Here is a 26,695-nt window from a genome sequence, read left to right on the forward strand (position 1 = left end):
CGCCCGGAACGCCTCCAGCGGTCGAAGAATCGCCGGAATCCTGGCAAGGTGGCCCCATGTCTGATCGGGGAGCGAGCCCCCTGTCACTCCCGGACGACTGGCCGGCCCACCCGGATCCGATCCTGGTGCTCAACCAGATGGGCAGCTTCGACTGGGACCTGGACTCCGGGGTGATGCAGATGGACGCCCAGGCGCACGAGATCTTCGACATGCGCCCGGACGAATACGACGACCGCCCCGAGAGCCTGTCGAAGCGGGTGCCGCCCGGGGAGGCGCGGCGGCTGGACGCGGTCGTCTCGCAGGCGCTGAAGGACGGGAGCGAGAACTACGGCGCCTACTTCCGCATCCGTTGCCGCGACGGCTCACTGCGCTGGACGCACACCCAGGGCTACATCCGCCGGGACGGGACGGGCCGGCCCCGCCGCATCATCGGCATCGTCCGGGACGCCACCCAGGAGCTCAGCGACACGGAGGCCCGGCGCGCCGAGGCCGAGCAGGCGGACGCCCGTCGCCGGCAGACCAACATCGTCCAGCTCACCACCGCGGCCCTCGCCCACGCCCGTACCGTGCGGGAGGTCATCGACGCCCTCAAGGACACCCACGGACTCACCCATCTGGGTGCGACCAGCCTCGTGATGGGGCTGGTCGAGGCGGGACGGATCCGGCTCATCGCCGAGGGACCCGACGGCAGCTTCGTCGAGGGCACCCGGATCACCCGGATCGACGAGCCCTACCCGATGAGCGAGGCGGTACGCACCCTCGGACCGTGTTTCATCGAGTCACCCGAGGAGTTCGCCGAGCGCTACCCGAAGCTCTGGCAGGGCATCACCGGCCTGAACATCTCCTCGGCCGCCTATCTGCCGCTCATCGTCCAGGCCCGCCCCATCGGAGCCATGGGACTGCTCTACAGCGACCGGCGCGGCTTCTCCGCAGAGGAGCGCAACATCCTGGTCGCCCTGGGCAGCAGCATCGCGCAGAGCCTCCAACGCGCGATGTTCTACGAGCAGGAGATGGACCTCGCCCAGAGCCTGCAGCAGGCCATGCTGCCGCGCACCATCCCCAGCGTGCCGGGCGCCGACCTCGCCGTGCGCTACCGGGCCGCCTCCGTCGGCGGCAGCTTCGGCCGGGACATCGGCGGCGACTGGTACGACCTGATCCCGCTGCCCGGCGGCAAGGTCGGTGCCGTCATCGGCGACGTCCAGGGCCACGACACGCACGCCGCCGCCGTCATGGGCCAGCTGCGCATCGTGCTGCGCGCCTACGCCGCGGAGGGCCATCCGCCGAGCACGGTGGTGGCCCGTGCCTCCGTCTTCCTCGACGAGCTCGACACCGACCGCTCCGCGACCTGCCTCTACGCCGAGGCCGACCTGTCCACGGGCGTGGTGCAGGTGGTGCGGGCCGGGCACATCGATCCGCTGGTACGCCGCACCGACGGCTCCTGCCACCGCCTCACCGTCCCCGGCGGGCTGCCGCTCGGCCTGTCGGCGGAGTTCGGCGGGCTCGACTACCCGGTCGGCACCATAGAGCTCGACGCGGGCGACACCCTGCTGCTGTGCACCGACGGCCTCGTCGAACAGCCGGGCGCCGACCTCGACGACGGCATGCGGACCCTGTCCGCCCTGATCACTGTCGGCCCCGACGACGTGCGCGACCTCGCCGACCGGCTCATCGACGTCGCCGACGAACGCGGCGGCGAGGACGACGTGGCGCTGCTCCTGCTGCGCCGCCGTGCCCTGGACAGCCCTCGCTCCGGTGGCCGGCTCAAGCAGCACGTGCCGCCCGGCGACCCGAGGGCGCTCTCCGAGACCCGGCGCATGATCCGCGCGGCGGCGAGCGCCTGGGGCGCCCGGGAACGGGCCGACGAGATCGAACTGGTCACCGACGAGATGATCACCAATGTCCTGATGCACACCGAGGGCACCGCGGTCGTCACCCTCAGGGTCCTCACCGGCACCGACCGGAGGGTGCGCGTGGAGGTCGAGGACTCCTCCAGCGCCCTGCCGCGCCGTCGCGAGGCGGGGGAGTCGGGCGTCTCCGGCCGGGGCCTGCTCCTGGTCGAGATGCTCACCGACGTCTGGGGAGTGGAGGCGCGGGGCGGCGGCAAATGCGTGTGGAGCGAGTTCGTGGTCGGCAAGGGCGCCGATCCCGCCTGATCCCGGCGGCCGCCGGTGGCACTCTTGACGTATGCCGGAACTCCCCGAGGTCGAGGCGCTCAAGGACTTCCTCTCCGAGCACCTGGCCGGTCATGAGATCGTCCGGGTGCTGCCCGTGGCGATCAGCGTGCTGAAGACCTACGACCCGCCGCTCACGGCCGTCGAGGGCCGCGAGGTCACCGCCGTGCACCGGTACGGCAAGTTCCTCGCCCTGGAGACCGGCGGCGGGCCGTACTTCGTCACCCATCTGGCCCGCGCGGGCTGGCTGCACTGGAAGGACAGCCTGCCGAGCGGGCCGCCCCGCCCCGGCAAGGGGCCCCTCGCGCTGCGCGTCGCGCTGGAGACCGGTGCCGGCTTCGACCTGACGGAGGCCGGCACCCAGAAGCGGCTCGCGGTGTACGTCGTGACCGACCCCGGGGAGGTCCCGGGCATCGCCCGGCTGGGCCCGGACCCGCTGGCCCACGACTTCGACGAGCGGCGTCTGGCGGACCTGCTGTCCGGTGAACGCCGCCGGATCAAGGGCGCGCTGCGGGACCAGAGCCTGATCGCGGGTGTCGGCAACGCCTACAGCGACGAGATCCTGCACGCGGCCCGCATGTCCCCGTACAAACCGGCCGGCTCCCTCACGCCGGAGGAGACCTCCCGTCTGTACGCGGCCCTGCGCACCACCCTCGCCGAGGCGGTGGAGCGCTCGCGCGGGATCGCGGCCGGACGGCTGAAGGCCGAGAAGAAGAGCGGTCTGCGGGTCCACGGGCGTACCGGTGAGGCGTGCCAGGTGTGCGGGGACACCATCCGCGAGGTCTCCTTCAGCGACTCCTCGCTGCAGTACTGCCCGACCTGCCAGACCGGTGGCAAGCCGCTGGCCGACCGCAGGCTCTCCCGCCTGCTGAAATGAACGGCCGGGCCGGAACGGTCAGCGGGGTTTCAGCGTGACCAGGTGCTCGCCGTCCGACGTCCGCACCTCGTAGCGGGCGATCTCCTCGGGGTGCATGGCGGAGCCGCCCGGCATCGTGTTGGGGCGCGCGTCGTGACGCGGCACGTTCCAACTGGTCACCATCTCCTCGGAACCGTCCCGGCCGACCACCACCAGATGGCAGGCGCGCGGACCCGCGCCGTCCTTGACCTTCAGCTCCAGGAGGCTGCCCCAAGGCCTCTCCTGCGTGGTCACCTCCGCCCACACCCCGGACCGTTCGTCGGTCGCCGCGATGCTCACCGATCCGTCACCGCCGTCCTCCGTCAGCACCGCGATCGCCGGCGCGGACACCGCCAGGACCACCGAGGCGGCCAGTGCGAGCAGCATCCGGCGACGACCTGCGCGCCTGCGGGACGCGACCTGGGACAGCAGCCGGTCCAGCATCCTCGGGCCGGGCTTGGCCAGCGGGTTCACCAGCCGCGGGGTGGCGCTCCGGTACAACATCAGCTGCCGTGCGGCAGGGCCGAATTCGGTCACCTGGACAGCGCAGCTCGGGCACTCCATGAGGTGGTCCTCGAAGCGGAACGCCTCCGCCTCGTCCAGCACGCCGAGCGCGTAGGCGCCGACGTCGCGATGCCTCTCCAGGGACCTCATGCCGAATCCTCGTGCCGTTGGGTGCGGGTGGGGTTACTCCTTGCTCCCACCGGTACGCACCAGCCGACCGAATCACTCAAGTCGCATGCCGAATCGTGACCAAAGGATTCGGAGCCCTCCGGCCCGCGGATTGGTCGGATTTCCCAGGAACCTAGAAAAGGTGGATCGCGAGGTGGCCGAGCGGCAGCCCGAGCTGCCAGGCCGGCGTCCACACCTTGGGTCCCTCGTCCTCACCGGCCACCGCGCCGCCGCCGGGCACGGCGTTGAGATCGGGCGCGAGCAGCTCCGTCTCGCGCAGCCAGCGCCATGCCTCCCGGGCCAGTTCCAGGTCCGGATCGGGCGTGGAGGGGCCGGACGCGGCGGCACTCGCGGACAGGTCGGCCAGCCGCCCCTGCACCCACTCCTGCCACGGCTGGTCGTAGGCGGTCAGCGACAGCCAGGTCTCCAGCTGGGTGACCACCCGGATGCCGGACAGCTCGCCGTCGGTGTCGGACAGGAAGACGGTCAGCGCCAGCGCGTCCCGGCCGGCCCGGAACTCGAAGGACGTCGGCGGCATGAGATCGCCACTGCGCAGCAGCTCGTCGGCGATGTACTCGGCGTACAACCAGGCCATGGGGACGGTCAGTTCACCGTCTCCGGTGCCGTCCGTGTTCTCTCGACCTCTGTGCAGCATCCCTTCCTGCCTTCCTCCGGTGCGTGCGCGTCGCCCGAACCCGGGCCCCCGGTCCGGAACACGGATGAGGACAGCCGATTACTCAACCGGGGTCATCGGCAAGGCGCTTTACGGAGGTTTGACTCGACGGTCGGTTTCACCGCATGTCGGAGGCGTATCCGGGAAGCACCCGGCGCAGGGCGCGCAGCGCGTAATACGCGCGGGACTTCACGGTACCGGGCGGAATTCCGAGGGCCGCCGCGGCTTCCGCAACACTCGCCCCCTGGAAATACACCAGCACCAGAACTTCACGGTGCTCCGGAGTGAGTGTCTTCACAGCCTCGCGGACATCGAGCGTCGCCGCGGCCCGCTCGGCGTGATCGGAGATCACCCGCGCGTTCTCCAGCACGGCGTCCCCGACCTCGGGCGGGCGGGCCTGGCGGGCCCGGCGCGCGTCGATCGCGAGTCGCCGGCCGACGGTGAGCAGCCAGGGCCGCACCGAGTCGAAGTCCTCGGCGCGCAGGGCCTCGGGGTGCTGCCAGGCGCGTACCAGCGTCTCCTGGACCAGGTCCTCCGCGCGCTGCCGGTCCCCGTCGCAGAGCCGGAGCAGCAGCGCGAAGAGAGGCCGGCCGTGCTCGCGCTGCAGTGCGGCGAGCTCGTGCTCGGCGGTCGTCCCGTTCGTGAGTGTGATTCCGGCCGTCATGGCCGTATGGCAGCGCACGGCGTCCCCCGGGGGACAGGGCGTGCACAGGAGCGTGCGGCGGACGGTCGATCGCGTCGACGAACGGTTCGACGAACGGTCGAGGAGGCCGTTCGTGCACGCCGGACGGCCTAAAGAGCGTGTCGCAACGCCTCAGGGCCAGATGCGGCTTCTTACCTGTTTATCCATAAATACGACTACCGCGCGGGGTGAAGTGATGATCACACGCAGTCGGCAGGTGGCCCTGGCCCTGACCGTCGTCCTCACCGCGGGCGCCGCCTGCCAGGCCCGCGACCACCGACCACCGGAACCGGGGCGTCCGGCCCCCTCCGCCACGGGGCAGCGCGGTTTCACCCTGGTCGCCTCCGGCGATGTGCTGCCCCACGCCTCGATCATCGAACGCGCCCGGTTCGACGCCGGCGGGACGGGCCACGACTTCCGGCCCATGCTCTCCGGCATCCGTTCCGTGGTCGCCCCCGCGGACGTGGCCCTGTGCCACATGGAGACCGTCTACGGGGCCGACGGCGACTACACCGGATACCCCCTCTTCAAGTCCCCGCCCGAAGTGGCCCGGGGCCTGGCCGCGACCGGCTACGACGGCTGCTCCACCGCCTCCAACCACACCCTCGACGACGGCGCGGACGGCATCCGCCGCACGCTGGACGCCCTCGACCGGGCCGGTGTACGCCACGCGGGGTCGGCGCGCAGCGAGCGGGAGGCCCGTACGGCGACCGTGCTGCGCGCGGGTGCTGCGCGCGTCGCCCACCTCGCCTACACCTACGACACCAACGGCCTTCCGCTGCCGCCGGACCAGCCGTGGGCCGTCAACCTCGTCGACGAGGCGCGGATCATCACCGACGCGCGGGCCGCCCGGGAGGCCGGAGCCGATGTCGTCGTGGTCTCCCTGCACTGGGGTACCGAATGGCAGGAGGCCCCCGATCGGCGGCAGACGGAGCTGGCCCGCTCGCTCACCGCGTCGAACACGGGCGGCCGCCCCGACGTCGATCTCATCCTGGGCACCCACGCCCACGTCCCGCAGGCCTACGAGAAGGTCAACGGCACCTGGGTCATCTACGGCATGGGTGACCAGATCGCCGGGGAGATGACCAACCATGACGGCGTCCAGGACCCGCGCGGCAACCAGTCCACCCTGGGCCGCTTCACCTTCGCCCCGCCGAAGCGCCCCGGCGGGCGCTGGGAGGTCACCCGGGCGGAGTTCGTCCCGCAGCTCTTCGACGTGGACGCCGGACGGACCGTCAACCTCAACCGGGCACTCGCCCGGGGCGCCGAGGTGCAGTCGGTGCGTGACCGGATCCGGGACGTGGTGCTGAGCCGCGGCGCGGCGCAGGACGGCCTGGTGATGGGGGAGTAGGCCGGGGCGTCAGTCGACGTCCACGTGCTCGAGGGCCGTCAGCATGACCCCGAGCACACGCAGACACGCCGTCACGTCCGTGTCCGTGAGACCCCCGCCCACCTCGCGGAGCATCCGGTGCTCCCGGTCCAGGACGGCGGTGATCACCGACCGCCCCTCACCGGTCAGCCGGATCAGCGAGGACCGGCGGTGGGCGGGGTTGGGCACGCTCTCCACCAGGCCCCGGCCCGCCGCGTCGTTCACCATCCGCTGCACGAACTGACGGCTGATCGACTGCGCGCGCCCCATCTGCGGCACGGTCATCGGCCCGCCGCGGTGCAGCAGGGTCAGCACCGCCCGTACCCCGACGGAGATCCCTTCCGGCGCCAGCCCCTGCTCCACCAGGCGCTGCGCACGCCGGTACAGAGGGCCGACCGCGTCGTACACCTCGGTGAGGCGACGGCCGAGTTCGTCCGGCGGGAGAGGTGCTTCCATGTCGTTCACCGTCTCATCATGACACCTCGGTTACCATGTTTGTTCAGAGAATGACACCCTGGTTGTCATGACTGATGATGCGCTGCGCTTCTTCCCGTCCGGCGACGGCGACCTCGCCTACCGCGACACCGGCGGCCCCGGCCCCGCCCTGGTGCTGCTGCACGGCGGCTTCCTGGACCACCGGATGTGGGACGCCCAGGTGCCCGCCCTCGCCGCCTCCCACCGGGTCCTCGCGCCCGACGCCCGCGGTCACGGCACCTCCGCCAACGCCACCCGTCCCTTCCGCCCGGCCGACGACGTCGCCGCTCTGCTGGACCACCTCGGCATCGGCTCCGCCGTCCTGGCCGGCCTGTCGATGGGCGCGGGCACGGCGGTCGACACCGCGCTGGAGCACCCCCGTCTCGTACGGGCGCTCATCGTCTCCGGGGCCGGCACCAGCGAACCGGACTTCCGGGACCCCTGGACCACCTCCGTCCTGACCGACTGGGGTGCGGCGCTGGCCGCAGGGGACGTGGAGGCCTGGCTCCAGGCGTTCCTGCGGTTCGTCCCCGGACCCCACCGGACCACGGACGACGTCGACCCCGGGATCCTGGACCGGCAGCGCGCCATGGCGCTCGGCACCGTCGGCAAGCACACCGCCGGCGAGCCGGACCTGCGGGTGCCCGTCACCGGCACCTGGGAGCGGATCGCCCGCATCGGCGTCCCGGTGCTCGCCGTGCACGGCGGACTCGACTCGGACGACCACCTCCGCATGGCCGACCGGCTCGTGCGCACCGTCGCGGACGGCCGTTCGGCGACGGTCGAGAACACCGCCCACTACCCGAACATGGAACGCCCCGACGCCTACAACGACATCGTCGCCGACTTCCTCGCGTCGCTGTGAGCCCGCCCGGCCGGGGTCATCGCCGCGCCAGCTCCGACCGCCGGTAGGAGTACCCGAAATAGATCACCAGGCCCACCAGGAACCAGACCGCGAACCGGGCCCAGGTCTGCCACTGCAGGAACGTGATCAGCCAGATGGAGAAGACCACGCCCACCGCCGGCACCACCGGCATCCACGGCGTACGGAAGGTGCGCGGCAGCTCCGGATGCCGGTAGCGCAGCACGATCACGGCCGTGCACACCACCGTGAACGCCAGCAGGATCCCGATGTTGGTGAGTTCGGCCGCCTCGCCGATCGGCAGGAACCCGGCGATGGCGGCCGACGCCACCCCGACGATCCAGGTGACCCGCGTGGGCACATGACGGGTCGGGTGGGTCCTGGCGAACCAGCGGGGCAGCAGCCCGTCGCGCGACATGGCGAACCACACCCGGGTGACACCCAGCATGAAGGTGAACATCACCGTCAGGATGCCGATGATGGCGCCCACCGCGATCAGGTCCGCGAGCCCGCCCAGACCCACCGACTTGAAGGCGGTGGAGAAGCCGCTCTCCGGGTCGATGTCCTTGTAGTTCTGCATGCCCGTCAGTACCAGACAGGCCGCCACGTACAGGACCATCGAGATGATCAGCGAGTGGATGATGGCCTTCGGCATGTGCCGCTGCGCGTCCTTGGACTCCTCCGCCGCCGTCGACATCGCGTCGTAGCCGAACACCGCGAAGAACACCGTGGCCGCACCGGTGAACGCCCCGCCCACCCCGAACGGGAAGAACGGGCTGTAGTTGGCCGTCTCGATGTGGAACACCCCCACCGCGATCACCAGCAGCACGACCAGCACCTTCAGCACCACGACCACCGTCTCGAACCGGGCCGCGTTCTTGATGCCGAGGTTGAGCAGAAAGGCGATCAGCAGGCACAGCAGCATCGCGAACAGATCGACGCGATGACCGTCACCGGTACCGGGCGCGCCCAGCATCCAGGCCGGGACATCGGCGCCCATCTCGTCGATCAGGAAGCTGAAGTAGCCGGAGATGCCGATCGCGACCACCGCCACGATCGCCGTGTACTCCAGCAGCAGATCCCAGCCGATGAACCAGCCGGCGAGTTCGCCGAGCACCGCGTACCCGTAGGTGTAGGCCGAGCCGGCCTTCGGGATCAGGCCCGCGAACTCGGCGTACGACAGCGCGGCGGCGGCGCTCGCGACACCGGCGATGAGGAACGAGAGCAGCACCGCGGGGCCCGCCGTGCCGTTGGCGACCGTACCGGCGAGGGTGAAGATGCCGGCGCCGATGATGCCGCCCACGCCGATCGCGGTGAGCTGCCACAGACCGAGGGTGCGCTCCAGCCGCGTGCCCTCCCCGACCTCCGTCGCCTCGATGTGTTCGATGGGTTTGCGGCGGAGAATTCCCTCACCCATGCGGAGCCCGGCCACGCGCCTCACCTCTTCACGATCGGCAAACGGCTGACGGCCGATCATGATGCCGCCGCGACATCGCCGGCGGAAGCCACCACGCGCTTCCCGGCCGCCCCTTTACGGAACTACGGCACCACCGTCACCGGCCAGCGCCCCGCCTTCACCAGCCGTACCGCGACCGATCCGACGATCCGGTGGCCCGCCTGCTCGGAGGCCCCCACGACCACCGCGTCCGCCTTGAGGTCGTCCGACGCCTTCACCAGGCCGCTGTAGGGATCGCCGCGGAAGGTGTGGAACTCCCAGCGCAGGCCCGAGTCCGGCTTGATCCGCTCCATCGCCTCCCGGATCTGCGCCACCAGATCCTCGGCGATCTCCTCGGTCGCTTCGGTCACCGGCGCGCCGAGCGCCGCGGCCGCCCCCGGCACCGGCTGCACGTACACGATGGCGAGCAGCGCCCCCTGACGCCGCGCCAGACCGGAGGCGTACGCCGCCGCCCGCAGGGAGGAGTCGGATCCGTCCACGCCCGCCACGATCACCTTGGGGCCGTCCGTACCCCGCTCGAACCGAGGGGCCTGCTGTTCCGTCACGGCAGCGAGGTTAGCGGAATCCGTCGCCCGGGCCGCCCCCCGGCGTCCATGCGGTTCCACCGCCCCGCACTGTGCCGAACGGGTGAAATCGTGCCGCCGCACCGGTGTCGCTGAGGTGCGTCGGCCCTTCGTGGGGCGACTGATGAGTCATGCAGAAGGATCAGTTGCTCACCAGGCGGCGGGCGTTGCTCACCGGCGCCGCCACCCTGGGCGCGGCAGGTGTCGCCGCGGCACTCGCGCCGGGCGCCGCACACCGGGCCGCACCTCCCGCGCCGCCCGCGGCCGGCGCCCAGGCCGCCCGCCGTCCGCTCAGCCCTTCCGAGTACCGGCTGAGGCCCCTGACCGGCTACGGCCCGCCGCGCAGCACCACCACCAGGACGCCGGTGCGCAAGGAACCGCTGCTGCGGATGTCCGGACGCGGTCGCACCATGGTGCTGACCTTCGACGACGGGCCCGACCCCCGCTACACCCCGCACATCCTGGACACACTGGCCCGCTACGACGTGCGCGCGATGTTCTTCGTGTGCGGCGAGATGGCCACCGAGCACCGGGACCTGCTGGCCCGGATGGCCGACGAGGGGCATGTGGTCGGCAACCACACCTGGACCCACCCCCTGCTCACCCGCCTCAGCCGCCGCCGGATCCGCGCCGAGATGGAACGCACCTGCGACATCATCGAGAAGGCGTACGGCGAACGCCCCGAGTGGTTCCGCGCACCCTACGGTGCATGGAACCGCGCCGCCTTCCAGCTCGGCGCCGAACTCGGCATGGAACCCATGGCCTGGACGGTCGACACCCTCGACTGGACCACGCCGGGCACCGACACCATCGTCGAGCGGGTCGAGCACGGCGCCGCCCCCGGCGTCGTGGTGCTCTCGCACGACGCCGGGGGCGACCGCTCGCAGAGCGTCCGGGCCCTGCGCGACTATCTGCCCGAACTGCTGGACTCCGGCTATCACGTCACCGTGCCCAGGCGGCAGTACCTCTGAGCGCTCCCCGCCCGCCCGGGCGGGGACCGCTCAGCGGACCTCGGCCAGGCGGGCGAAGGCCACGACGTTCCCGTCGTAGCCGTTCTGCTGGGAGAAACCGCCGCCGCAGGTGATGACCCGCAGCTCCGCGGTCCCCTTGGAGGCGTAGACCCGGTCGCCGGGGAAGTCGTTCTTCGCGAAGACCTCGATGCCGTAGATCTCGAACACGGCGGTCCTGCCGTCCCTCCGCGCGATCTCGACCCGGTTGCCCTTCTTCAGCGCCCCGAGCCCGTAGAACACGGCCGGTCCCTGCGCGTTGTCGACATGGCCGACGACCACCGCCGTGCCCTTCTCACCAGGAGAGACGGCACCGGTGAACCAGCCGGCGAGATTCGGGTCCTGGGGCGGCGGTGCGTCGACCCAGCCCTCCGCGTCCAGCCCCACCGGCATGACCGGCGCGTCCACCTGGATCGCCGGGATCCGTACCCGGTCGGGAACCGCGTGCGGGAGCGGCTGCACCGCTTCGGCCACGATGCCGGGGGTGCTGTCCGCGGCGGCCGCCCCGGCCGGCTGCGGCGGGCCCACGTCGAATTCCCCCGAGCCGTTGCGAATGAGCGCGAGGCCGGTCAGCAGAACCAGCGCTATCACGCCCCACGGGGCACGTCTTCTCCGCCGCGCCTCCCATTCGGCTTCGTCCGGCTCGAAAGCAGACATTCGCCTTCCCCTCTCGACACGGCCGTCGCCGTACCACTCGCGCATGACGAAAACGCTAGGCGGAGCGTGCGCAACCGGCGACGGGGCGGCGGCGAACGGGTGGCACGGGCGGGGGAGGTGCGCCATCCGGGGCGCGGGGCGACGAAGATTTTCTGACGGTCCGTGACCTGCGGCGATATCCCCTGGCGGCGCGGTCCCCGAGGGGCGTCCCTCACCGGTACGGACCATTCCCGAAATGCGGGGCCGCGCAGGGCAACTGAGGGTCTTTCTGGGAGACGCTTTCTCGCCGATCGGACCGGGGACGGGACCCGGGGCGTCTTCCGCGGAGGATCACATGCGTAACTCACGTGCCCTGGCGGCCGCCGGCGCCGCGGTCGCCGTACTCGGGCTCGCCGCCCCGGCGGCCGTCGCGGACTCCGGCCGGGTTCCCCACCCGTCCAACATCGTCGCCCTGCCCAGCGTCATCGCCCGCGGCGGCCAGCTGACCATCACGGTCGACGGCTGCCCCAACGGTGGCACGGCGACCTCCAACGCCTTCCCGAGGACCAACCTGACGCCCATCCACGGCGCCAACGACACCTCGAAGGGCACCGCCACCGTCGACAACGACGCGCGCGCCGGTTCCTACGACATCACGGTCCACTGCTCCGGCAGGACCCTGACCCGCCCGGCCGCCTTCACCGTCATCGGCGGTGTCCGCGGCGGAATTGGCGGCAGCAGCACCAGCGGGGCCACCCCGACCGACATGGCGATCGGCGGCGCGCTGGTGACCGCCGCGGTCGTCGGCAGCGGTGTCTTCTGGATGCGCCGCCGCGCCGAGAAGCGGATCTGAGCCGCTGTCCCCCTCGGTCCCGTTTCGCACCTGCTCGAAAGGCCGAGCCCCGGATCCCGCCGGATCCGGGGCGGAGCGCTGTCCGGGGGCTCAGCCCTCGATGTGCGGGAACAGCCGCAGGAACGGGTCGGCCGACGCGGCGAGGCCCCGGCTGTAAGGGGCGTCGAAGTCCCAGATGAGGAAGAGCAGGAAGGCGATCAGCGCGGAGAACAGCCCGGCCAGGATCATCTCCCGGCTGGTGCGCCGGATCTGCAGCGCGAAGATCATCCCGATGGTGATGACGGCGCCGGCCACCAGTCCGAACCACACCACGCCCGGCATGGTCTCCCCGGTCGACTCGGCCCGTGCGCTGCGCGACTCGTCGGCGGCGGCCACCTGGTCGACCAGCGGCTGGTAGGCCTGCGCCTCGAAGTCCGTCCGCGGCTCGTAGTCGGTGACGTCCCGGCGGACCCGGTCGAGCAGTTCGGCGCCTCGCTCGGTGACCTCGCCGTCCTCCGCCATCGTCCGCCACTCGGTGGTGACGACGTGTCCGACATAGGCGTTGACATCGTCCCGGATGCGGTCACGCACCTCGGCGGGATAGACCCGTACCCGCTCGGTGATCTCGTGCAGGGCGACCGCCTCCGCCCGTACGTGCTCCTGGGCGGCGCTGCGCCCCTCCCAGACGCCGGCGATGGCGAGACCCAGGACGATGGCGTACACCACGCCGATCCACATGGTCATGTACTCGATGACGTCCGGGGTCTCGCTGGGGTCCTCGTCGTCGGCCGCCCTGCGGTGCCGTACGAGGGTGATGACCACCACGACGACGCACGCGGCGAGCATCGCGAGAGTGAGAACAAGCCATTCCGGCAAGAGGTGCCTCCAGAAGGGATCGGACCGGGTGGTGCGTCAGCGCGGGCGGAGCGCGGCGACGGCGACCACCGCGGGCGTCGTGATGAGCAGAACGAAGGTGAGCGGCGACGTGGCGCCGCCGGAGGGCCGCCGGTCCGGGGTCGCGCGGTACGGCGGATAGTGCACGGGCGTCACGGACGGCTCCGGTTCCGGCTCGGACGGCGCCGGGGCCGGTGGCGGGGGCGGCGCGGGGCGCGGCGGCGGAGGCGGCGGCGGGGGAGCCGGTGTCGGGCGGACCGGGGGCGGCGCCGGACGAGCCGCGGGCGGGGGTGGCGGGGGCCGCTCCGGTGTCGGGCTGGGACTCGGCGGGGGAGGCGTGGTCGGCTCGGGCGGCGGCGGAGGCGGCGGGGTCGGAGAGGGCGTGGGAGTGGGCGTCGGGGACGGGGGAGGCGGTACGCAGGGCGGGGGATCCGTCCAGGTGAGGCTTCCCGCGACCGCCACCGCCTCCGTGCCGCCCGGTCCCGTCGAGGCGTACGCGCAGGCGTCGGCCACCGCCGCGCCGGGCGCGCCGACGAGCGCCCAGACCAGCGCCGTCGCGGCCAACGCGGTTGCCGTGATGCGGGATTGGGTCGGTACGAGTGGTTGCACGACGAGGATCATGAGTCGCCGGCCGCCCGCTCACGCACGGGACCGGGGCGATTGCCCCGAAGGAGTTAATGAAAGAAATCCGGGCCGCGGTTGAACACAACGCGTGCCTCCGTGCGTACCCATCGTCGAGCGGCGGCACACAGGGCGCTGCAAGACCCTGGCGATGATGTGGAGTTGACGATGAAGACCTCCTGGCGGACCGCCTCACTGGTGGCGAGCGCCGCGGCGGTGCTGTCCCTGACCACGGCGTGCGGTCAGGACGCCCCGCCGCCCGCCTCCAGCCAGAACGTGGGTGCCACGGCCGCGGCCGGGGACTACGGCAACGCGGGCAGCGGCGGCGACAAGGCGAGCGGCGGCGGACAGGCCGCCGCGAGCCCCTCCAACACCGCGGGCGAACTGAATGTCTCCACCAACGCCGAACTGGGCAAGGTCGTGACCGACAACCTCGGTCTGACCCTGTACCGCTTCGACCAGGACACCGCCGAACCGCCCAAGTCCAACTGCGAGGGCGACTGCGCCAAGACCTGGCCGCCGGTGCCCGCCGACGACGCCTCGGCCGGAGAGGGCATCGACAAGTCGCTGCTCGGCGAGGTCACCCGGGCCGACGGCACCAAGCAGCTCACCGTCGCCGGCTGGCCCGCCTACCGCTATGTCAAGGACGTCAACGCCGGTGACGTCAAGGGCCAGGGCGTGGGCGGCAAGTGGTACGCGCTGAACCCCGAGGGCAAGAAGGCGCAGGCGGCCGACCAGGCCGGGCTGTCCACCCGCCAGGACCCCGACCTCGGTGAGATCGTCGTCGACAAGAACGGCATGACCGTCTACCGGTTCATGAAGGACGAGGCGTGGCCGAAGCCCGTGTCGGCCTGCACCGGCGCCTGCCTGGAGAAGTGGCCGGTGGTGTCGCCGGTCGACTTCAAGGACACCAAGGGCATCCAGAAGAAGGGCTACATGACCTTCACCCGCCCGGACGGCGCCGAGCAGCAGACGATCAACTGCTGGCCCATCTACACCTTCGCCGGGGACAAGGCTCCCGGTGACACCAACGGTCAGGGAGTCGGCGGCACCTGGTACGCCGTACGCCCCGACGGAAAGCCGGTCGGCGCTTCGGAGAAGTAGCAACCTCCCCAGGGTGTCGTCCACTCCGGATGACGCCGGCCCGTGTCCGCCCCTCCGCAGCCCGCGGAGGGGCGGACCGTTTGCGTGTCGGAACTCTCCGGATTCCCGCGGACACTTCTTGTCACGGATGTGGATATGCCAATGCGGCACGTGCCACTGGCAGTGACCGGGAACGGATGGTCAATTTCCGTTTGGGGTCGCTCCATTGGCGGGCGATCAGTAGCCTCTGCTCGAACACCGGATCGCCTACGCCTTGGAGAGATACATGGAGCGTCCCGCCTGGGCTCCCCGGAGCATCGACGTCACGGTGCCCAGCGTCTCCCGGATGTACGACTACTACCTGGGCGGTTCGCACAACTTCGAGGTCGACCGGCAAGCGGCCCGCAAGGCCATGGAGTTCATGCCGGGGCTGCCCAAGATCATGCAGGCGAACCGGGCGTTCATGCGGCGAGCGGTGCGTTTCGCCTCGGCCGAGGGCATCACCCAGTTCCTGGACATCGGCTCCGGCATTCCGACGTTCGGCAACGTTCACGAAGTGGCCCAGGCGGCCGACCCGGACGCCCGCGTGATGTACGTCGACCACGACCCCGTTGCCGTGGCGCACAGCCAGGCCGTTCTCGAGGGCAACGACCGGGCGGACATCCTCGCCGCGGACCTCCGGAAGCCGCGGGAAATCCTGAGCAGTGCCGAAGTGCAGCGACTGATCGACCTGAATCGGCCAGTGGCGCTGCTTCTCGTTGCCATACTTCACTTCGTGGAAGACGCGGACGACCCCTACGGGGCGGTGACCGAACTGCGCGAGGCCCTCGCGCCCGGCAGCATGCTCGTGCTCACCCATGCCTCGTACGACGGCGTCCCGCTGCCGCCGGAGCGGGCCGAGGGGGCGGTGGACGTGTACCAGAACATTCGCAACCCGCTGATCATGCGCACGCGCGAGGAGATCGCGCGGTTCTTCGAGGGGTACGACATGGTGGAACCCGGACTGGTGCCGATGCCGCAGTGGCGGCCGGACACCGCACCGGAGGACGAGGATCCCTACGCCTTCTCCGGTTTCGCGGGCGTGGGGCGTACGGCGTGAGCGCGGAACCGGACGGGCCCGAGGACAGACTGCGCCGCTTCGCGACGATCTGGAGCCGGGCGGTCTTCCCGGTGACCTCCACCTCGTCGACCCGCCCGGAGTTCGAGGCCCGGCTGCTGCCGCTGGCCCGCCGGCTGAGCGAGGCACTGCGGGCCAGGTCCTTCGACGCGGACGCGGGCAAGGAGGCCGGCGCGGCGCTGGTGGCGGAGCACTGCACCGACCCGGAGGCGCTCAGCCGGACCCTGGACTGCGTGGACGCCTACCTCGTCCTGTACTGCGGAGAGGACGGTGACCGCGAGCACCTCAGGGCGCGCAGCGCCAGGCTCCAGCACGCGATGGCCGCGGGGTTCGCGCAGGCGCTGCGCGAGCGGACGCTGGCCGAACAGGAGGCCATCGCGCAGGCCGCGCTGGAGGCCCAGGGCGTGGTGGCGCAGGCGCTGCACGCCACCGAGGCCCGCTTCCGCGCCGTCTTCGAGGGTGCCGCCATAGGCATCGGCATCGCCGACCTCGAGGGCAACGTCCTGCAGGTCAACGGTGCGCTGCGGCGCATGTTCGGTCTGTCCGAGCAGGGTTTGCGCAGCCGCAACGTCAAGGACTGGGTCCACCCCGACGACGCCCCGCAGACCTGGCGGCTCTACGAGGAGCTGGTGAGCGGTGAGCGCGAGCACTACCACCTGGAGAAGGCGTACCACCGCCCGGACGGAACGGTCCTGTGGACCAATCTGACGGTGTCCCTGCTCCGCGACGCCGACGGCGAACCGCAGTACCAGCTCGCCCTGATGGAGGACACCACCGAGCGGCGGCTGCTCAACCTCCGGCTGCGCTACGAGGCCACGCACGACGCGCTCACCGGGCTGCCCAACCGCACGTTCTTCTTCGAACGCCTGGAGAAGGCACTGAGCGCCGGCGAGGGCCGGCGCTTCGGCCTGTGCTACCTCGACCTGGACGGCTTCAAGACCGTCAACGACAGCCTCGGGCACGCGGCCGGCGACCGGCTGCTCGTCGAGGTCGCCGACCGGCTCCAGGCCTGCGCCACCGCGCCCGGCGAGATGGTGGCCCGGCTCGGCGGCGACGAGTTCGTGGCCCTGACCACCGGCCCGGACACCCAGCGCACGGTCGACGAGCTCGCCGCCCGCATCATGAACGCGCTGCTCGCCCCGATCAGCGTCGACGGCAGGGAACTGACCGTGCGCGGCAGCATCGGCATCGTCGAGGGACCGGCCGGGGAGCGCAGCGCGGCCGAGGTGCTGCGCAGCGCCGACATCACGATGTACCGGGCCAAGTCGGCGGGCGGCAACCGGTTCGAGCTTGCCGACCCCGAGGCGGACGCCCGCGCCATCACCCGGCACGGCCTCACCACGGCGCTCCCCACGGCCCTGGACCGGGGCGAGTTCTTCATTGAGTACCAGCCACTGGTCCACCTCGGCGACGGGAGCGTCCGGGGCGCCGAGGCGCTGGTGCGCTGGCTGCACCCGCAGCACGGCGTGCTCTCCCCGGACCGGTTCATCCCGCTCGCCGAGCACACGGGACTCATCGTGCCGCTGGGCCGCTGGGTGCTGGAGCAGTCCGTGCTCCAGGCCCGCGAGTGGCGCGACCGCCATGGGGGCGAGTCGCTCGGCCCGCTGCGCATCAACGTGAACCTCTCGCCCTGCCAGCTCACCCACCCCGGTCTCGTCCAGGACACGGTGGAGATCCTGGAGCGCACCGGCGTGACCCCCGACGCGCTGTGCCTGGAAGTGACCGAGTCGGCGCTGATCGGAGCCGACGACGACCTGCTGAAGCCGTTGCGCCGGCTCGCCGAGATGGGCGTCGATATCGCCCTCGACGACTTCGGCACCGGCTACTCCAACCTGGCCAACCTGCGTCGCCTCCCGGTGAGCGTCCTGAAGCTGGACCGCTCCTTCACCCAGAGCATGCAGCGGTTCCCGGCCGACCCCGTCGACCTGAAGATCGTCGAGGGGATCGTCTCGCTGGCCCACAGCCTCGACCTCGCGGTCACCGTGGAAGGCGTCGAAACGGGCGCCCAGGCCGAACAGCTCCGCATCCTCGGCTGCGACACCGCCCAGGGCTGGTACTACGCCCGACCGGGCCCTCCGGACCGCCTCCACGAACTCGCCCTCGTCGACGCGACGGGCTGAACAGGTGCGGGCACGCTGTGGCTGCCCGCGCAGTTCCCCGCGCCCCTGAGGTGTGCAGCGCCGCTCCGAGGCGTCACCTGAGGGGCGAGGGGCTGTGTCGATGTGCGGCTCCGTCGCATGGGCGCGAAGGGGTCTGAGGGCGGAGCCCCCAGGACGGGACGGGCAGGGGCGGCGGGGGCGAGGAACACTCCCGGCACCCCCGGGGCCTCAGCGTTCCAGCAGCATCCGCTGCAGCTCCCGCGCCGCCCGCGGCGGAGCCACGTCACTGCGGTGCGCCAGTGCGATGGCCCGGTACAGACCGGGCCGAGCCAGCGGCGTCACCCGCAACCCGTGCCCCGACCGCGCGGCCACCATCCGCGGCACCACCGCCACCCCCAGCCCCGCCCGCACAAATCCCAGCACCGCGTCCATCTCCCCGCCCTCCACCGCGAACTCCGGCTCGAACCCCTCCGCCCGGCACGCCGCGACCGTCAGCTCCCGCAGGTCGTAGCCGTGCCGGAACATCACCAGCCGCTCGCCCTCCAGATCGGCGACGTGCACGGTGCGCCGGCCCCGCCCCGGCCGGGGGACGTCGGGTGACGACACCACCACCAGGTCCTCGCGCAGCAGCTCCACCGTGGTCAGCGCGGGCGACGGCGTCGGCAGCGGCAGCACCACCAGGGCGAGATCGAGCGCGCCGCGGGCCAGCTCCCGCACCAGATCGTGCGAGCCGCCCTCCTCGATCAGCAGCCGGACCCCCGGATACCGGTCGTGGAACGCGCGCAGCACATCCGGCAGCAGGCCGGTGCACAGACTCGGCGTGGCCCCCAGCCGCACCCGCCCGCTCCGCAGCTGCGCGACCTCCTGCACCTCGTGCCGCGCGGTGTCCGCGTCGGCCAGGATCCGCCGGGCCAGCGGCAGCAGCGCCTCGCCCGCGTCGGTCAGCGTGATGTTCCCGCGCGCCCGCCGGAACAGATCGGCCCCCAGCTCCCGCTCCAGCACCCTGATCTGCTGCGACAGCGATGGCTGTGCGACGTGCACCAGCTCGGCGGCCCGGGTGAAGTGCCTGGTCTCCGCAACGGCCACGAAGTACTGGAGCTGCTGGAACTGCATGGGCCCATCATAGGCACCCCCTATCGAATCGAGCCGGACCATGTCTTGGACCGATGGGGCCTTCCGGCCCTAGCGTCTGGTGACATGGCTCTGGCAACGCGGACGGACCGACGGCCGTCCATGGCACGCACCGTGTGGGACTCGACCGTCGGCAAGAAGACAGTGATGGCGGTCAGCGGCCTGATCATGCTGCTGTACCTGGTCGCCCACATGATCGGGAACCTGAAGATCTTCTTCGGGGCGGGCGAGTTCAACCACTACGCCCACTGGCTGCGCACGGTCGGCGAACCCTTCATGCACTACGAGTGGACGCTGTGGCTGATCCGCGTCGTCCTCGTCGTCGCCGTGGTGGCCCACGCCGTCTCCGCCTACCAGCTCAGCCGCCGCGGCATCAAGGCGCGCCCCAGCAAGTACGTGCACAACAAGCCGCGCGCCAGTTACGCCACCCGCACCATGCGCTGGGGCGGCATCATCCTCGCGCTGTTCATCGTCTGGCACATCCTCGACCTGACCACCGGCACCGTGCACTCCGGCGGCTTCGAGACCGGCAAGCCGTACCAGAACGTCGTGGACACCTTCTCCACCTGGTACGGCAACGTCATCTACATCGTCGCGATGCTCGCCGTCGGCCTGCACATCCGCCACGGCTTCTGGAGCGCCGCCCAGACCCTCGGCGCCGGCAGCCGCACCCGGGACCGCGCCCTCAAGACCACCGCCAATGCCCTCGCGCTGCTGCTCACGGCCGGCTTCATCGCCGTACCCGTGGGCGTCATGACCGGAGTGGTGAGCTGACCATGACTTCCTACACCCAGTACACGACCGGCGAACCCGTCGCCGACACCAAGGCCCCGGCCGGCCCGGTCCACGAGCGCTGGGACAAGCGCCGTTTCGAGGCCAAGCTGGTCAATCCCGCCAACCGGCGCGGCAAGACCGTCATCGTCGTCGGTACCGGCCTCGCGGGCGGCTCGGCCGGTGCCACGCTTGCCGAACAGGGCTACCGCGTCGTTCAGTTCTGCTACCAGGACTCCCCGCGCCGCGCCCACTCCATCGCCGCGCAGGGCGGCATCAACGCGGCGAAGAACTACCGCAACGACGGCGACTCGATCCACCGCCTGTTCTACGACACCGTCAAGGGCGGCGACTTCCGCTCCCGTGAGTCCAACGTCCACCGCCTCGCGCAGATCTCCGTCGAGATCATCGACCAGTGCGTGGCCCAGGGCGTGCCCTTCGCCCGCGAGTACGGCGGGCTGCTCGACACCCGTTCCTTCGGCGGCGTCCAGGTCTCCCGCACCTTCTACGCCCGCGGCCAGACGGGCCAGCAGCTCCTACTCGGGGCCTACCAGGCGCTCAGCCGGCAGATCGCCGCCGGCAACGTCGAGATGCACCCGCGCACCGAGATGCTCGACCTGATCGTCGTCGACGGCCGGGCCCGCGGCATCGTCGCCCGGGACCTGATCACCGGGAGGATCGACACCTACTTTGCGGACGCCGTCGTCCTGGCGAGCGGCGGCTACGGCAACGTCTTCCACCTGTCGACGAACGCCATGAACTCCAACGCCACCGCCGTCTGGCGGGCGCACCGGCGCGGCGCGTACTTCGCCAACCCCTGCTTCACCCAGATCCACCCCACCTGCATCCCGCGCACCGGCGACCACCAGTCCAAGCTGACGCTGATGAGCGAGTCGCTGCGCAACGACGGCCGCATCTGGGTGCCGAAGGCCACGGGCGACACCCGCCCGCCCGCGCAGATCCCGGAGGACGAGCGCGACTACTACCTGGAGCGCGTCTACCCTTCCTTCGGCAACCTCGTGCCCCGCGACATCGCCTCCCGCGCCGCCAAGAACGTCTGCGACGAGGGCCGTGGCGTCGGCCCCGGCGGCCAGGGCGTCTACCTCGATTTCGCCGACGCCGTCAAGCGGATGGGACGCAAGGCGGTCGAGGCCAAGTACGGCAACCTCTTCGACATGTACCAACGGATCACCGACGAGGATCCGTACGAGGTGCCGATGCGGATCTACCCGGCCGTGCACTACACGATGGGCGGCCTGTGGGTCGACTACGACCTCCAGACCACCGTTCCGGGGCTGTTCGCGATCGGCGAGGCCAACTTCTCCGACCACGGCGCCAACCGGCTCGGTGCCTCGGCGCTGATGCAGGGCCTGGCCGACGGTTACTTCGTCCTCCCGGCCACCGTCAACGACTACCTGGCCCGCAATCCGCACCAGGAGGAGGTGACCGCCGACCACCCGGTGGTGCAGGAGGTGCTCGCCGAGACCCAGGACCGGCTCAACCTGCTCCTGTCGGTCGACGGCGACCGCACCCCCGACTCCTTCCACCGCGAGGTCGGCGAGCTCATGTGGGAGTTCTGCGGCATGGCCCGCACCGACTCCGGGCTGCGCAAGGCCCTGGAGCGCATCCCGCAGATCCGCGAGGAGTTCTGGCGGCGGATCAAGGTGCCCGGCACCGGTGAGGAGTTCAACCAGTCGCTGGAGAAGGCCAACCGCATCGTGGACTACCTGGAGCTCGCCGAGCTGATGTGTCTCGACGCGCTGCACCGCGCCGAGTCCTGCGGCGGTCACTTCCGCGAGGAGTCCCAGACCCCGGACGGCGAGGCCGCCCGCCAGGACGACGCGTTCTCCTACGCCGCCGCCTGGGAGTTCACCGGCACCGGCGAGGCTCCCGTCCTGCACAAGGAAGACCTGGTCTTCGAGTACGTCCACCCCACCCAGCGGAGCTACGCATGAAGCTCAACCTGCGCGTCTGGCGGCAGAAGAACGCCGACGCCGACGGCGCCATGTCCACGTACGAGGTGGACGGCATCTCACCCGACATGTCCTTCCTGGAGATGCTGGACACCCTCAACGAGGAGCTCATTCTCAAGGGCGAGGACCCGGTCGCCTTCGACCACGACTGCCGCGAGGGCATCTGCGGCGCCTGCTCGCTCGTCATCAACGGCGACGCCCACGGGCCCGAGCGCACCACCACCTGCCAGTTGCACATGCGGTCCTTCGAGGACGGCGACACCATCGACGTCGAACCGTGGCGGGCGTCCGCCTTCCCCGTCGTCAAGGACCTGGTGGTCGACCGGTCGGCCTTCGACCGCATCATCCAGGCCGGCGGATACATCACGGCGCCCACGGGCTCCGCGCCCGAGGCGCATGCCACGCCCGTGCCGAAGCCGGATGCCGATCTCGCCTTCGAGCACGCGGAGTGCATCGGCTGCGGGGCGTGCGTCGCGGCCTGCCCCAACGGTGCGGCGATGCTGTTCACCTCCGCGAAGATCAATCATCTCAATGTGCTGCCGCAGGGAGCGCCGGAGCGGGAGACCAGGGTGCTGGACATGGTGGCGCAGATGGACGAGGAGGGGTTCGGCGGGTGCACGCTGGCCGGTGAGTGCGCCACCGCCTGCCCCAAGGGCATCCCGCTCACCTCCATCACCGGCATGAACAGGGAGTGGCTGCGGGCCGCCCGCAAGGCGGGCAAGCGGTAGCTCCGCGGACGGACGGGGCCGGGAGAGGTGCTCCTCCCGGCCCCGTCGCGCTTTCGCTCCTGGCATTCAGCATTTCCACATCCGTGCTCCCGGCTCCGGTCACGCACAAGCCAACCCCGGTCGGAAGAACAGGGGGTGTCCCCATCCCCGCTCCGCGCGTGACCAGGAGAGAGCCATGACCGGCGTGCTGACCGTCGACCACCCACCGAATCCCGCCACCCCCACCCGCTACACCGTCACCCTCGCCCGCGACGAGGAGGACGTGCGGGCCGCCCAGCGGCTGCGGTACGACGTCTTCGCGGGGGAGATGGGTGCCCTGCTGTCCGGCTCCCAGCCGGGTCTGGACGTCGACCCCTTCGACGCCTACTGCGACCACCTGATCGTGCGCGAGGAGGCGAGCGGGCAGGTCGTCGGAACGTACCGGCTCCTGCCGCCGGAACGCGCCGCGATCGCGGGACGGCTGTACGCCGAGGGCGAGTTCGACCTGTCAGGACTCGCCGCGATACGGCCGTCCCTCGTCGAGGTCGGCCGCTCGTGCGTGCACCCCGACCACCGCGACGGCGCGGTCATCGGACTCATCTGGGCCGGTATCGCCCGCTACATGACCGAGAACGGACACGCCTGGCTGGCCGGCTGCTGCTCCCTCCCGCTGGCCGACGGGGGCGCGCCGGCCTCCGCCGCCTGGCGCCGGGTGCGGGCCAGGCACCTCGCGCCCGAGGAGTACCGGGTGCGCCCGCTGCTGCCCTGGCTGCCGCCGCACGAGGGTCCCGCGGCGGCACCCGCCGCCGGGCTGCCCGCCCTGCTACGTGGCTACCTCCGGCTCGGCGCCTGGGTCTGCGGGGAGCCCGCGCACGACGTGGCGTTCGGTGTCGCCGACCTCTATGTGCTGCTGCCGATGGACCGGGTCGACCCCCGCTATCTGCGGCACTTCCTCTCCCTCGTCCCCGCCGGATGAGCGCCTGGCTGCCGGGCGCGCCGTGCACCCCGCGGCGCTGTGTGGTCCGCACGGCGCCCGCGGCGGTGGCAGCGCCGGCCGTGCTCCGGCTGGCGGCGGTCGGGCTGGTGCTGGTCGGCGGGATCGTGCTGCTGCCGTTCGGGCGCTGGATCCCGGCGGGTGCGGTGCGCCGCTGGTGCCGGTGCCTGGTGCGGGCCGCCGGGGTGCGGGTCCGGGTCGCCGGGGCCGCTCCGCCCAGCGGCGGACTGCTGCTCGTCGCCAACCACATCTCCTGGCTGGACGTACCGCTGCTCGCAGCGGTGCGCCCGGCCCGCATGCTGGCCAAGTCCGAGATACGCCGCTGGCCCGTGGCAGGGGCGCTGGCCGCGCGCGGGGGCGTGCTGTTCATCGACCGCGGCCGGCTGCGCGCGCTGCCCGACACGGTCGCCGCCCTCACCGGGGTGCTGCGCGGCGGTGCGGCGGTCGCGGTGTTCCCGGAAGGCAGCACCTGGTGCGGCCGGGCCAGGGGCACCTTCCGCCGCGCGGTCTTCCAGGCGGCCCTGGACGCCGGGGTCCCGGTGCAGCCGGTGCGCATCCGCTACCGCGAGCCGCTCGGCGGAACGGCCACCGCGGCCGCCTTTGTCGGCGAGGACACCCTGCTCGCCTCGCTGTGGCGGGTGGTCTCGGCCCGTGGGCTGACCGCCGAGGTCGATGTGCGGGCCCTCATCCCGCCCGGACGTCACCGTGATCGCCGGGCACTGGCCCGCGCGGCACAGCCGGAGGCTGCAGCGACCCACGCGTGCGGTGGACATCAGTGAGCACTGTGGAAAATTCAGTGCCTTTTGTGGCTTTTGTACTGTTTTCCGTGAGCTGATCAGGAGAACCGGAGAGGAGCGAGCCCCGAAGGGAGGGTGATGGAAGATGATCACCCGCGAAGAGATCTCGATCCTCCTGGATCACCCCGTGTACGACGGGGACGGCAACAAGATCGGCGACGCGAAGCACGTCTTCCTCGACGACGCGAGCGGACGCCCCGAGTGGGTGACCGTCAAAACGGGCATGTTCGGTTCCAACGAGTCGTTCGTGCCCATCCGCGACGCCGCACTGGTGAAGGACCACCTCGAGGTCCCGTACCGCAAGGACAAGATCAAGAACGCCCCCAACGTGGACATCGACGCGGGCGGCCACCTCTCGGTGGACGAGGAGCAGCGCCTGTACGAGTACTACGGCATCAACTGGGACTCGGTCCTGGCCGAACCGGGCGAGGGCGACCGGTCCGGAGGCCCGGGCACGGCCGGTACCGCGGGCGCGGCAGGAGCCGCGGGAGCCGCGGGAGCCGCGGGAGCGGCCGGTACGGCCGGGCGCCGGGGCGACACCACCCGGGGAGCCGGCGCGCCGGGCAGCACCGGCAGGGCGGGAACGGCCGGAACAGCGGGCACCGCCGGAACAGCGGGAACGGCCGGAACAGCGGGGGCCGCCGGAACCGCGGGCATGGCAGGAACCGCGGGCACCACGGGCCGCCGCGGCGAAGCCCGCACGGGAGCGCGTGACGACGCCATGACCCGCTCCGAGGAGCAGATGCACGTCGGCGTCGAGCGGCGCGAGAGCGGACGGGCCAGGCTGCGCAAGTACGTGGTCACCGAAGAGGTCCAGAAGACCGTGCCCGTGCGCCACGAGGAAGTGCGCGTGGAGCGCGAGCCGATCACGGACGCCAACCGTGACGAGGCCATGGCGGGCCCGGAGATCTCGGAGGCCGAGCACGAGGTCACCCTGCACGAGGAGCGCCCCGTCGTGACGACGGAGACCGTTCCGGTGGAGCGGGTCAGGATGACCACGGAGGAGAAGCAGACGGAGGAGACGGTGCGCGGGCAGGTCCGCAAGGAGCGCATCGAGGCCGAGACGGAGATGGACGAGGACACCGGCCGCCGGGGCCGTGACCCGAGGAAGGGGAGGCAGTAGGCCCTCGCCCTCGGCGTCCACCCGTACGACGCGCCGGTGCTCCGTCACCGGCGCGTCGCACTGCTGTCCTCGAGCCCCGCGATCGCGGCGAGCCGCCGATAGGAGTCCAGCAGCGCCTCCCGGTCGTAGGTGCTGGTGGTGACCAGCACCTCCTGCGCGCCCGTGTCCTTGAGCACCGACTCCAGTTCGTGCGCCACCTCCTCCTCGGTGCCGGCGAGCTGGCCGGCGAGCCCGGACTCGTAGAGGCCCCGCTCCCTGGCGGTCATGGAAAGCGTCTCCACCCGCTCGGCGGGCGGCAGCGGCGGGAAGGTCCCGTGCGTTCGGGAGTACGCCATCGACCAGGCCTCCGGAACCAGCAGCCGCTGCGCCAGCCGGGGTGTGGCGGCCACCGCGACCGTGCCGGAGACGACGACGTACGGCTCGCTCGCCCACTGAGAGGGGCGGAACAACGCGCGGTAGCGGTCGATGCCGCGCCGCATCCGGTCGCGGTCGCGGAGGTCGCCGACGACCATCGGCAGGCCCGCGCGGGCCGCGATCGTGGCGCCCTCTCCCATGGCCAGCACGAACGGCGGCACGGTCAGGCCCTCGGACGGGCGCGCGCGCACCCCGGTGGGGGAGGTGCCCCGGAACCAGCCGAGCAACTCGTCGAGCTGGGCGGCGAAGTCGTCGGCGTCGCCCTTGTCGCGGCCCAGCGCCCTGCGCACCCCGTCGGTGAAGCCCACCGAGCGGCCCAGCCCCATGTCGATACGGCCCGGGAACAGCGATTCCAGCACCCCGAACTGCTCGGCCACGACGAGCGGCCGGTGGTTGGGCAGCATGACGCCGCCGGTGCCCACGCGAATCGTCCGGGTCGCCCCCGCGACGGCCGCCGCCAGCACGGTCGGCGCCGAACCGGCGACCCCGGGCACCCCGTGGTGCTCGGACACCCAGAAGCGGTGGTAGCCGAGCCGCTCCGCCTCCCGCGCCAGGCTGACGGTGTCCCGCAGCGCTTCGGGGCCGGTGTGCCCCTCACGCGTGCGGGAACGGTCGAGGACGGAGAAGCGGACCGAGGCGATGACGGAACCCATACCGGGTTCAACACCCGGCGGCCCTC

At 71.6% G+C, this 26,695-nt stretch carries 26 protein-coding genes; 15 read left to right on the forward strand and 11 right to left on the reverse strand.

What is annotated here, in order from left to right:
- Positions 1 to 56: 56 nt before the first annotated feature.
- Entirely contained in the window at positions 57 to 2,153 is a 2,097-nt protein-coding gene (locus ACZ44S_RS22085; RefSeq protein WP_466931571.1) for a SpoIIE family protein phosphatase, read from the forward strand.
- A gap of 31 nt (positions 2,154 to 2,184) precedes the next feature.
- Positions 2,185 to 3,048 carry an Fpg/Nei family DNA glycosylase gene (locus ACZ44S_RS22090; RefSeq protein ID WP_466931573.1) on the forward strand — a complete coding sequence of 288 codons (864 nt, stop codon included), beginning with the start codon at positions 2,185 to 2,187 and terminating at the stop codon, positions 3,046 to 3,048.
- Positions 3,049 to 3,066: 18 nt separating this feature from the next.
- On the opposite strand, the gene ACZ44S_RS22095 is transcribed toward ACZ44S_RS22090, so the two are convergent.
- From ACZ44S_RS22095 to ACZ44S_RS22105, 3 genes are all read right to left on the reverse strand, one after another.
- On the reverse strand, positions 3,067 to 3,720 hold the full coding sequence (locus ACZ44S_RS22095) for a zf-HC2 domain-containing protein (protein WP_466931575.1): 654 nt from the start codon (positions 3,718 to 3,720) through the stop codon (positions 3,067 to 3,069).
- A gap of 151 nt (positions 3,721 to 3,871) precedes the next feature.
- Positions 3,872 to 4,393 (reverse strand): hypothetical protein, encoded by a 522-nt coding sequence (locus ACZ44S_RS22100; RefSeq protein WP_466931577.1) that lies wholly within the window; start codon positions 4,391 to 4,393, stop codon positions 3,872 to 3,874.
- Between the two features lie 136 nt (positions 4,394 to 4,529).
- Positions 4,530 to 5,075, reverse strand: a complete 546-nt coding sequence (locus tag ACZ44S_RS22105) for a sigma-70 family RNA polymerase sigma factor (RefSeq protein WP_190162364.1) — start codon at positions 5,073 to 5,075, stop codon at positions 4,530 to 4,532.
- Between the two features lie 214 nt (positions 5,076 to 5,289).
- On the opposite strand from ACZ44S_RS22105, the gene ACZ44S_RS22110 reads away from it, so the two are divergent.
- Positions 5,290 to 6,444 carry a CapA family protein gene (locus tag ACZ44S_RS22110; protein ID WP_466931579.1) on the forward strand — a complete coding sequence of 385 codons (1,155 nt, stop codon included), beginning with the start codon at positions 5,290 to 5,292 and terminating at the stop codon, positions 6,442 to 6,444.
- 9 nt (positions 6,445 to 6,453) lie between these two features.
- On the opposite strand, the gene ACZ44S_RS22115 is transcribed toward ACZ44S_RS22110, so the two are convergent.
- Positions 6,454 to 6,927 carry a MarR family winged helix-turn-helix transcriptional regulator gene (locus ACZ44S_RS22115; RefSeq protein WP_466931581.1) on the reverse strand — a complete coding sequence of 158 codons (474 nt, stop codon included), beginning with the start codon at positions 6,925 to 6,927 and terminating at the stop codon, positions 6,454 to 6,456.
- Between the two features lie 58 nt (positions 6,928 to 6,985).
- On the opposite strand from ACZ44S_RS22115, the gene ACZ44S_RS22120 reads away from it, so the two are divergent.
- Positions 6,986 to 7,801, forward strand: a complete 816-nt coding sequence (locus tag ACZ44S_RS22120; protein ID WP_466931583.1) for an alpha/beta fold hydrolase — start codon at positions 6,986 to 6,988, stop codon at positions 7,799 to 7,801.
- Positions 7,802 to 7,817: 16 nt separating this feature from the next.
- On the opposite strand, the gene ACZ44S_RS22125 is transcribed toward ACZ44S_RS22120, so the two are convergent.
- Positions 7,818 to 9,230: an amino acid permease gene (locus ACZ44S_RS22125; protein WP_466931585.1), complete on the reverse strand. Its 1,413-nt coding sequence runs from the start codon at positions 9,228 to 9,230 to the stop codon at positions 7,818 to 7,820.
- A gap of 107 nt (positions 9,231 to 9,337) precedes the next feature.
- Entirely contained in the window at positions 9,338 to 9,799 is a 462-nt protein-coding gene (locus ACZ44S_RS22130; RefSeq protein WP_466931587.1) for a universal stress protein, read from the reverse strand.
- Between the two features lie 149 nt (positions 9,800 to 9,948).
- On the opposite strand from ACZ44S_RS22130, the gene ACZ44S_RS22135 reads away from it, so the two are divergent.
- The gene (locus tag ACZ44S_RS22135; RefSeq protein ID WP_466931589.1) at positions 9,949 to 10,788 is read left to right on the forward strand and encodes a polysaccharide deacetylase family protein; all 840 of its coding nucleotides are present in this window, start codon (positions 9,949 to 9,951) and stop codon (positions 10,786 to 10,788) included.
- 30 nt (positions 10,789 to 10,818) lie between these two features.
- On the opposite strand, the gene ACZ44S_RS22140 is transcribed toward ACZ44S_RS22135, so the two are convergent.
- Entirely contained in the window at positions 10,819 to 11,481 is a 663-nt protein-coding gene (locus tag ACZ44S_RS22140) for a class F sortase (RefSeq protein WP_190162371.1), read from the reverse strand.
- A 334-nt stretch (positions 11,482 to 11,815) separates the two neighbouring features.
- Between ACZ44S_RS22140 and ACZ44S_RS22145 the strand changes: the two genes are divergently transcribed.
- A complete protein-coding gene (locus ACZ44S_RS22145) occupies positions 11,816 to 12,313 on the forward strand; it encodes a hypothetical protein (RefSeq protein ID WP_466931591.1) in 498 nt (165 codons plus the stop codon).
- 90 nt (positions 12,314 to 12,403) lie between these two features.
- On the opposite strand, the gene ACZ44S_RS22150 is transcribed toward ACZ44S_RS22145, so the two are convergent.
- Both ACZ44S_RS22150 and ACZ44S_RS22155 read right to left on the reverse strand, forming a co-directional pair.
- A complete protein-coding gene (locus ACZ44S_RS22150) occupies positions 12,404 to 13,168 on the reverse strand; it encodes a bestrophin-like domain (protein WP_229853497.1) in 765 nt (254 codons plus the stop codon).
- A 36-nt stretch (positions 13,169 to 13,204) separates the two neighbouring features.
- Complete coding sequence (locus tag ACZ44S_RS22155) at positions 13,205 to 13,342, reverse strand: hypothetical protein (RefSeq protein ID WP_466931593.1); 138 nt, start codon at positions 13,340 to 13,342, stop codon at positions 13,205 to 13,207.
- A 633-nt stretch (positions 13,343 to 13,975) separates the two neighbouring features.
- Between ACZ44S_RS22155 and ACZ44S_RS22160 the strand changes: the two genes are divergently transcribed.
- The 3 genes from ACZ44S_RS22160 (at position 13,976) to ACZ44S_RS22170 (ending at position 18,127) form a co-directional block, all read left to right on the forward strand.
- A complete protein-coding gene (locus ACZ44S_RS22160) occupies positions 13,976 to 14,911 on the forward strand; it encodes an SCO0930 family lipoprotein (protein ID WP_466931595.1) in 936 nt (311 codons plus the stop codon).
- Positions 14,912 to 15,176: 265 nt separating this feature from the next.
- Positions 15,177 to 15,989: an SAM-dependent methyltransferase gene (locus tag ACZ44S_RS22165; protein WP_466931597.1), complete on the forward strand. Its 813-nt coding sequence runs from the start codon at positions 15,177 to 15,179 to the stop codon at positions 15,987 to 15,989.
- A complete protein-coding gene (locus tag ACZ44S_RS22170; RefSeq protein ID WP_466931599.1) occupies positions 15,986 to 18,127 on the forward strand; it encodes a putative bifunctional diguanylate cyclase/phosphodiesterase in 2,142 nt (713 codons plus the stop codon). Before ACZ44S_RS22165 ends, ACZ44S_RS22170 begins: the two co-directional genes overlap by 4 nt.
- Positions 18,128 to 18,334: 207 nt before the next feature.
- Here ACZ44S_RS22170 and ACZ44S_RS22175 read toward each other — a convergent pair whose 3' ends face one another.
- Positions 18,335 to 19,219 (reverse strand): LysR family transcriptional regulator, encoded by an 885-nt coding sequence (locus ACZ44S_RS22175; RefSeq protein WP_466931601.1) that lies wholly within the window; start codon positions 19,217 to 19,219, stop codon positions 18,335 to 18,337.
- Between the two features lie 120 nt (positions 19,220 to 19,339).
- Here ACZ44S_RS22175 and ACZ44S_RS22180 point away from each other — a divergent pair, with 120 nt between their 5' ends.
- The 6 genes from ACZ44S_RS22180 (at position 19,340) to ACZ44S_RS22205 (ending at position 25,602) form a co-directional block, all read left to right on the forward strand.
- Entirely contained in the window at positions 19,340 to 20,011 is a 672-nt protein-coding gene (locus tag ACZ44S_RS22180; RefSeq protein ID WP_466931891.1) for a succinate dehydrogenase, read from the forward strand.
- A 2-nt stretch (positions 20,012 to 20,013) separates the two neighbouring features.
- Positions 20,014 to 21,963 (forward strand): fumarate reductase/succinate dehydrogenase flavoprotein subunit, encoded by a 1,950-nt coding sequence (locus tag ACZ44S_RS22185; RefSeq protein ID WP_466931602.1) that lies wholly within the window; start codon positions 20,014 to 20,016, stop codon positions 21,961 to 21,963.
- Positions 21,960 to 22,709: a succinate dehydrogenase/fumarate reductase iron-sulfur subunit gene (locus tag ACZ44S_RS22190; protein ID WP_466931604.1), complete on the forward strand. Its 750-nt coding sequence runs from the start codon at positions 21,960 to 21,962 to the stop codon at positions 22,707 to 22,709. The genes ACZ44S_RS22185 and ACZ44S_RS22190 overlap by 4 nt, the downstream gene beginning before the upstream one ends.
- Before the next feature lie 175 nt (positions 22,710 to 22,884).
- Positions 22,885 to 23,664, forward strand: coding sequence for a GNAT family N-acetyltransferase (locus ACZ44S_RS22195; RefSeq protein WP_466931606.1), 780 nt, complete (start codon positions 22,885 to 22,887; stop codon positions 23,662 to 23,664).
- Positions 23,661 to 24,461, forward strand: a complete 801-nt coding sequence (locus ACZ44S_RS22200; RefSeq protein WP_466931608.1) for a lysophospholipid acyltransferase family protein — start codon at positions 23,661 to 23,663, stop codon at positions 24,459 to 24,461. Before ACZ44S_RS22195 ends, ACZ44S_RS22200 begins: the two co-directional genes overlap by 4 nt.
- Before the next feature lie 103 nt (positions 24,462 to 24,564).
- Positions 24,565 to 25,602 carry a DUF2382 domain-containing protein gene (locus ACZ44S_RS22205; protein ID WP_466931610.1) on the forward strand — a complete coding sequence of 346 codons (1,038 nt, stop codon included), beginning with the start codon at positions 24,565 to 24,567 and terminating at the stop codon, positions 25,600 to 25,602.
- A gap of 44 nt (positions 25,603 to 25,646) precedes the next feature.
- Here ACZ44S_RS22205 and ACZ44S_RS22210 read toward each other — a convergent pair whose 3' ends face one another.
- Positions 25,647 to 26,669 (reverse strand): LLM class flavin-dependent oxidoreductase, encoded by a 1,023-nt coding sequence (locus tag ACZ44S_RS22210; RefSeq protein ID WP_466931612.1) that lies wholly within the window; start codon positions 26,667 to 26,669, stop codon positions 25,647 to 25,649.
- Between the last annotated feature and the right edge of the window lie 26 nt (positions 26,670 to 26,695).

It is taken from the genome of Streptomyces malachitofuscus (genome assembly GCF_055571035.1).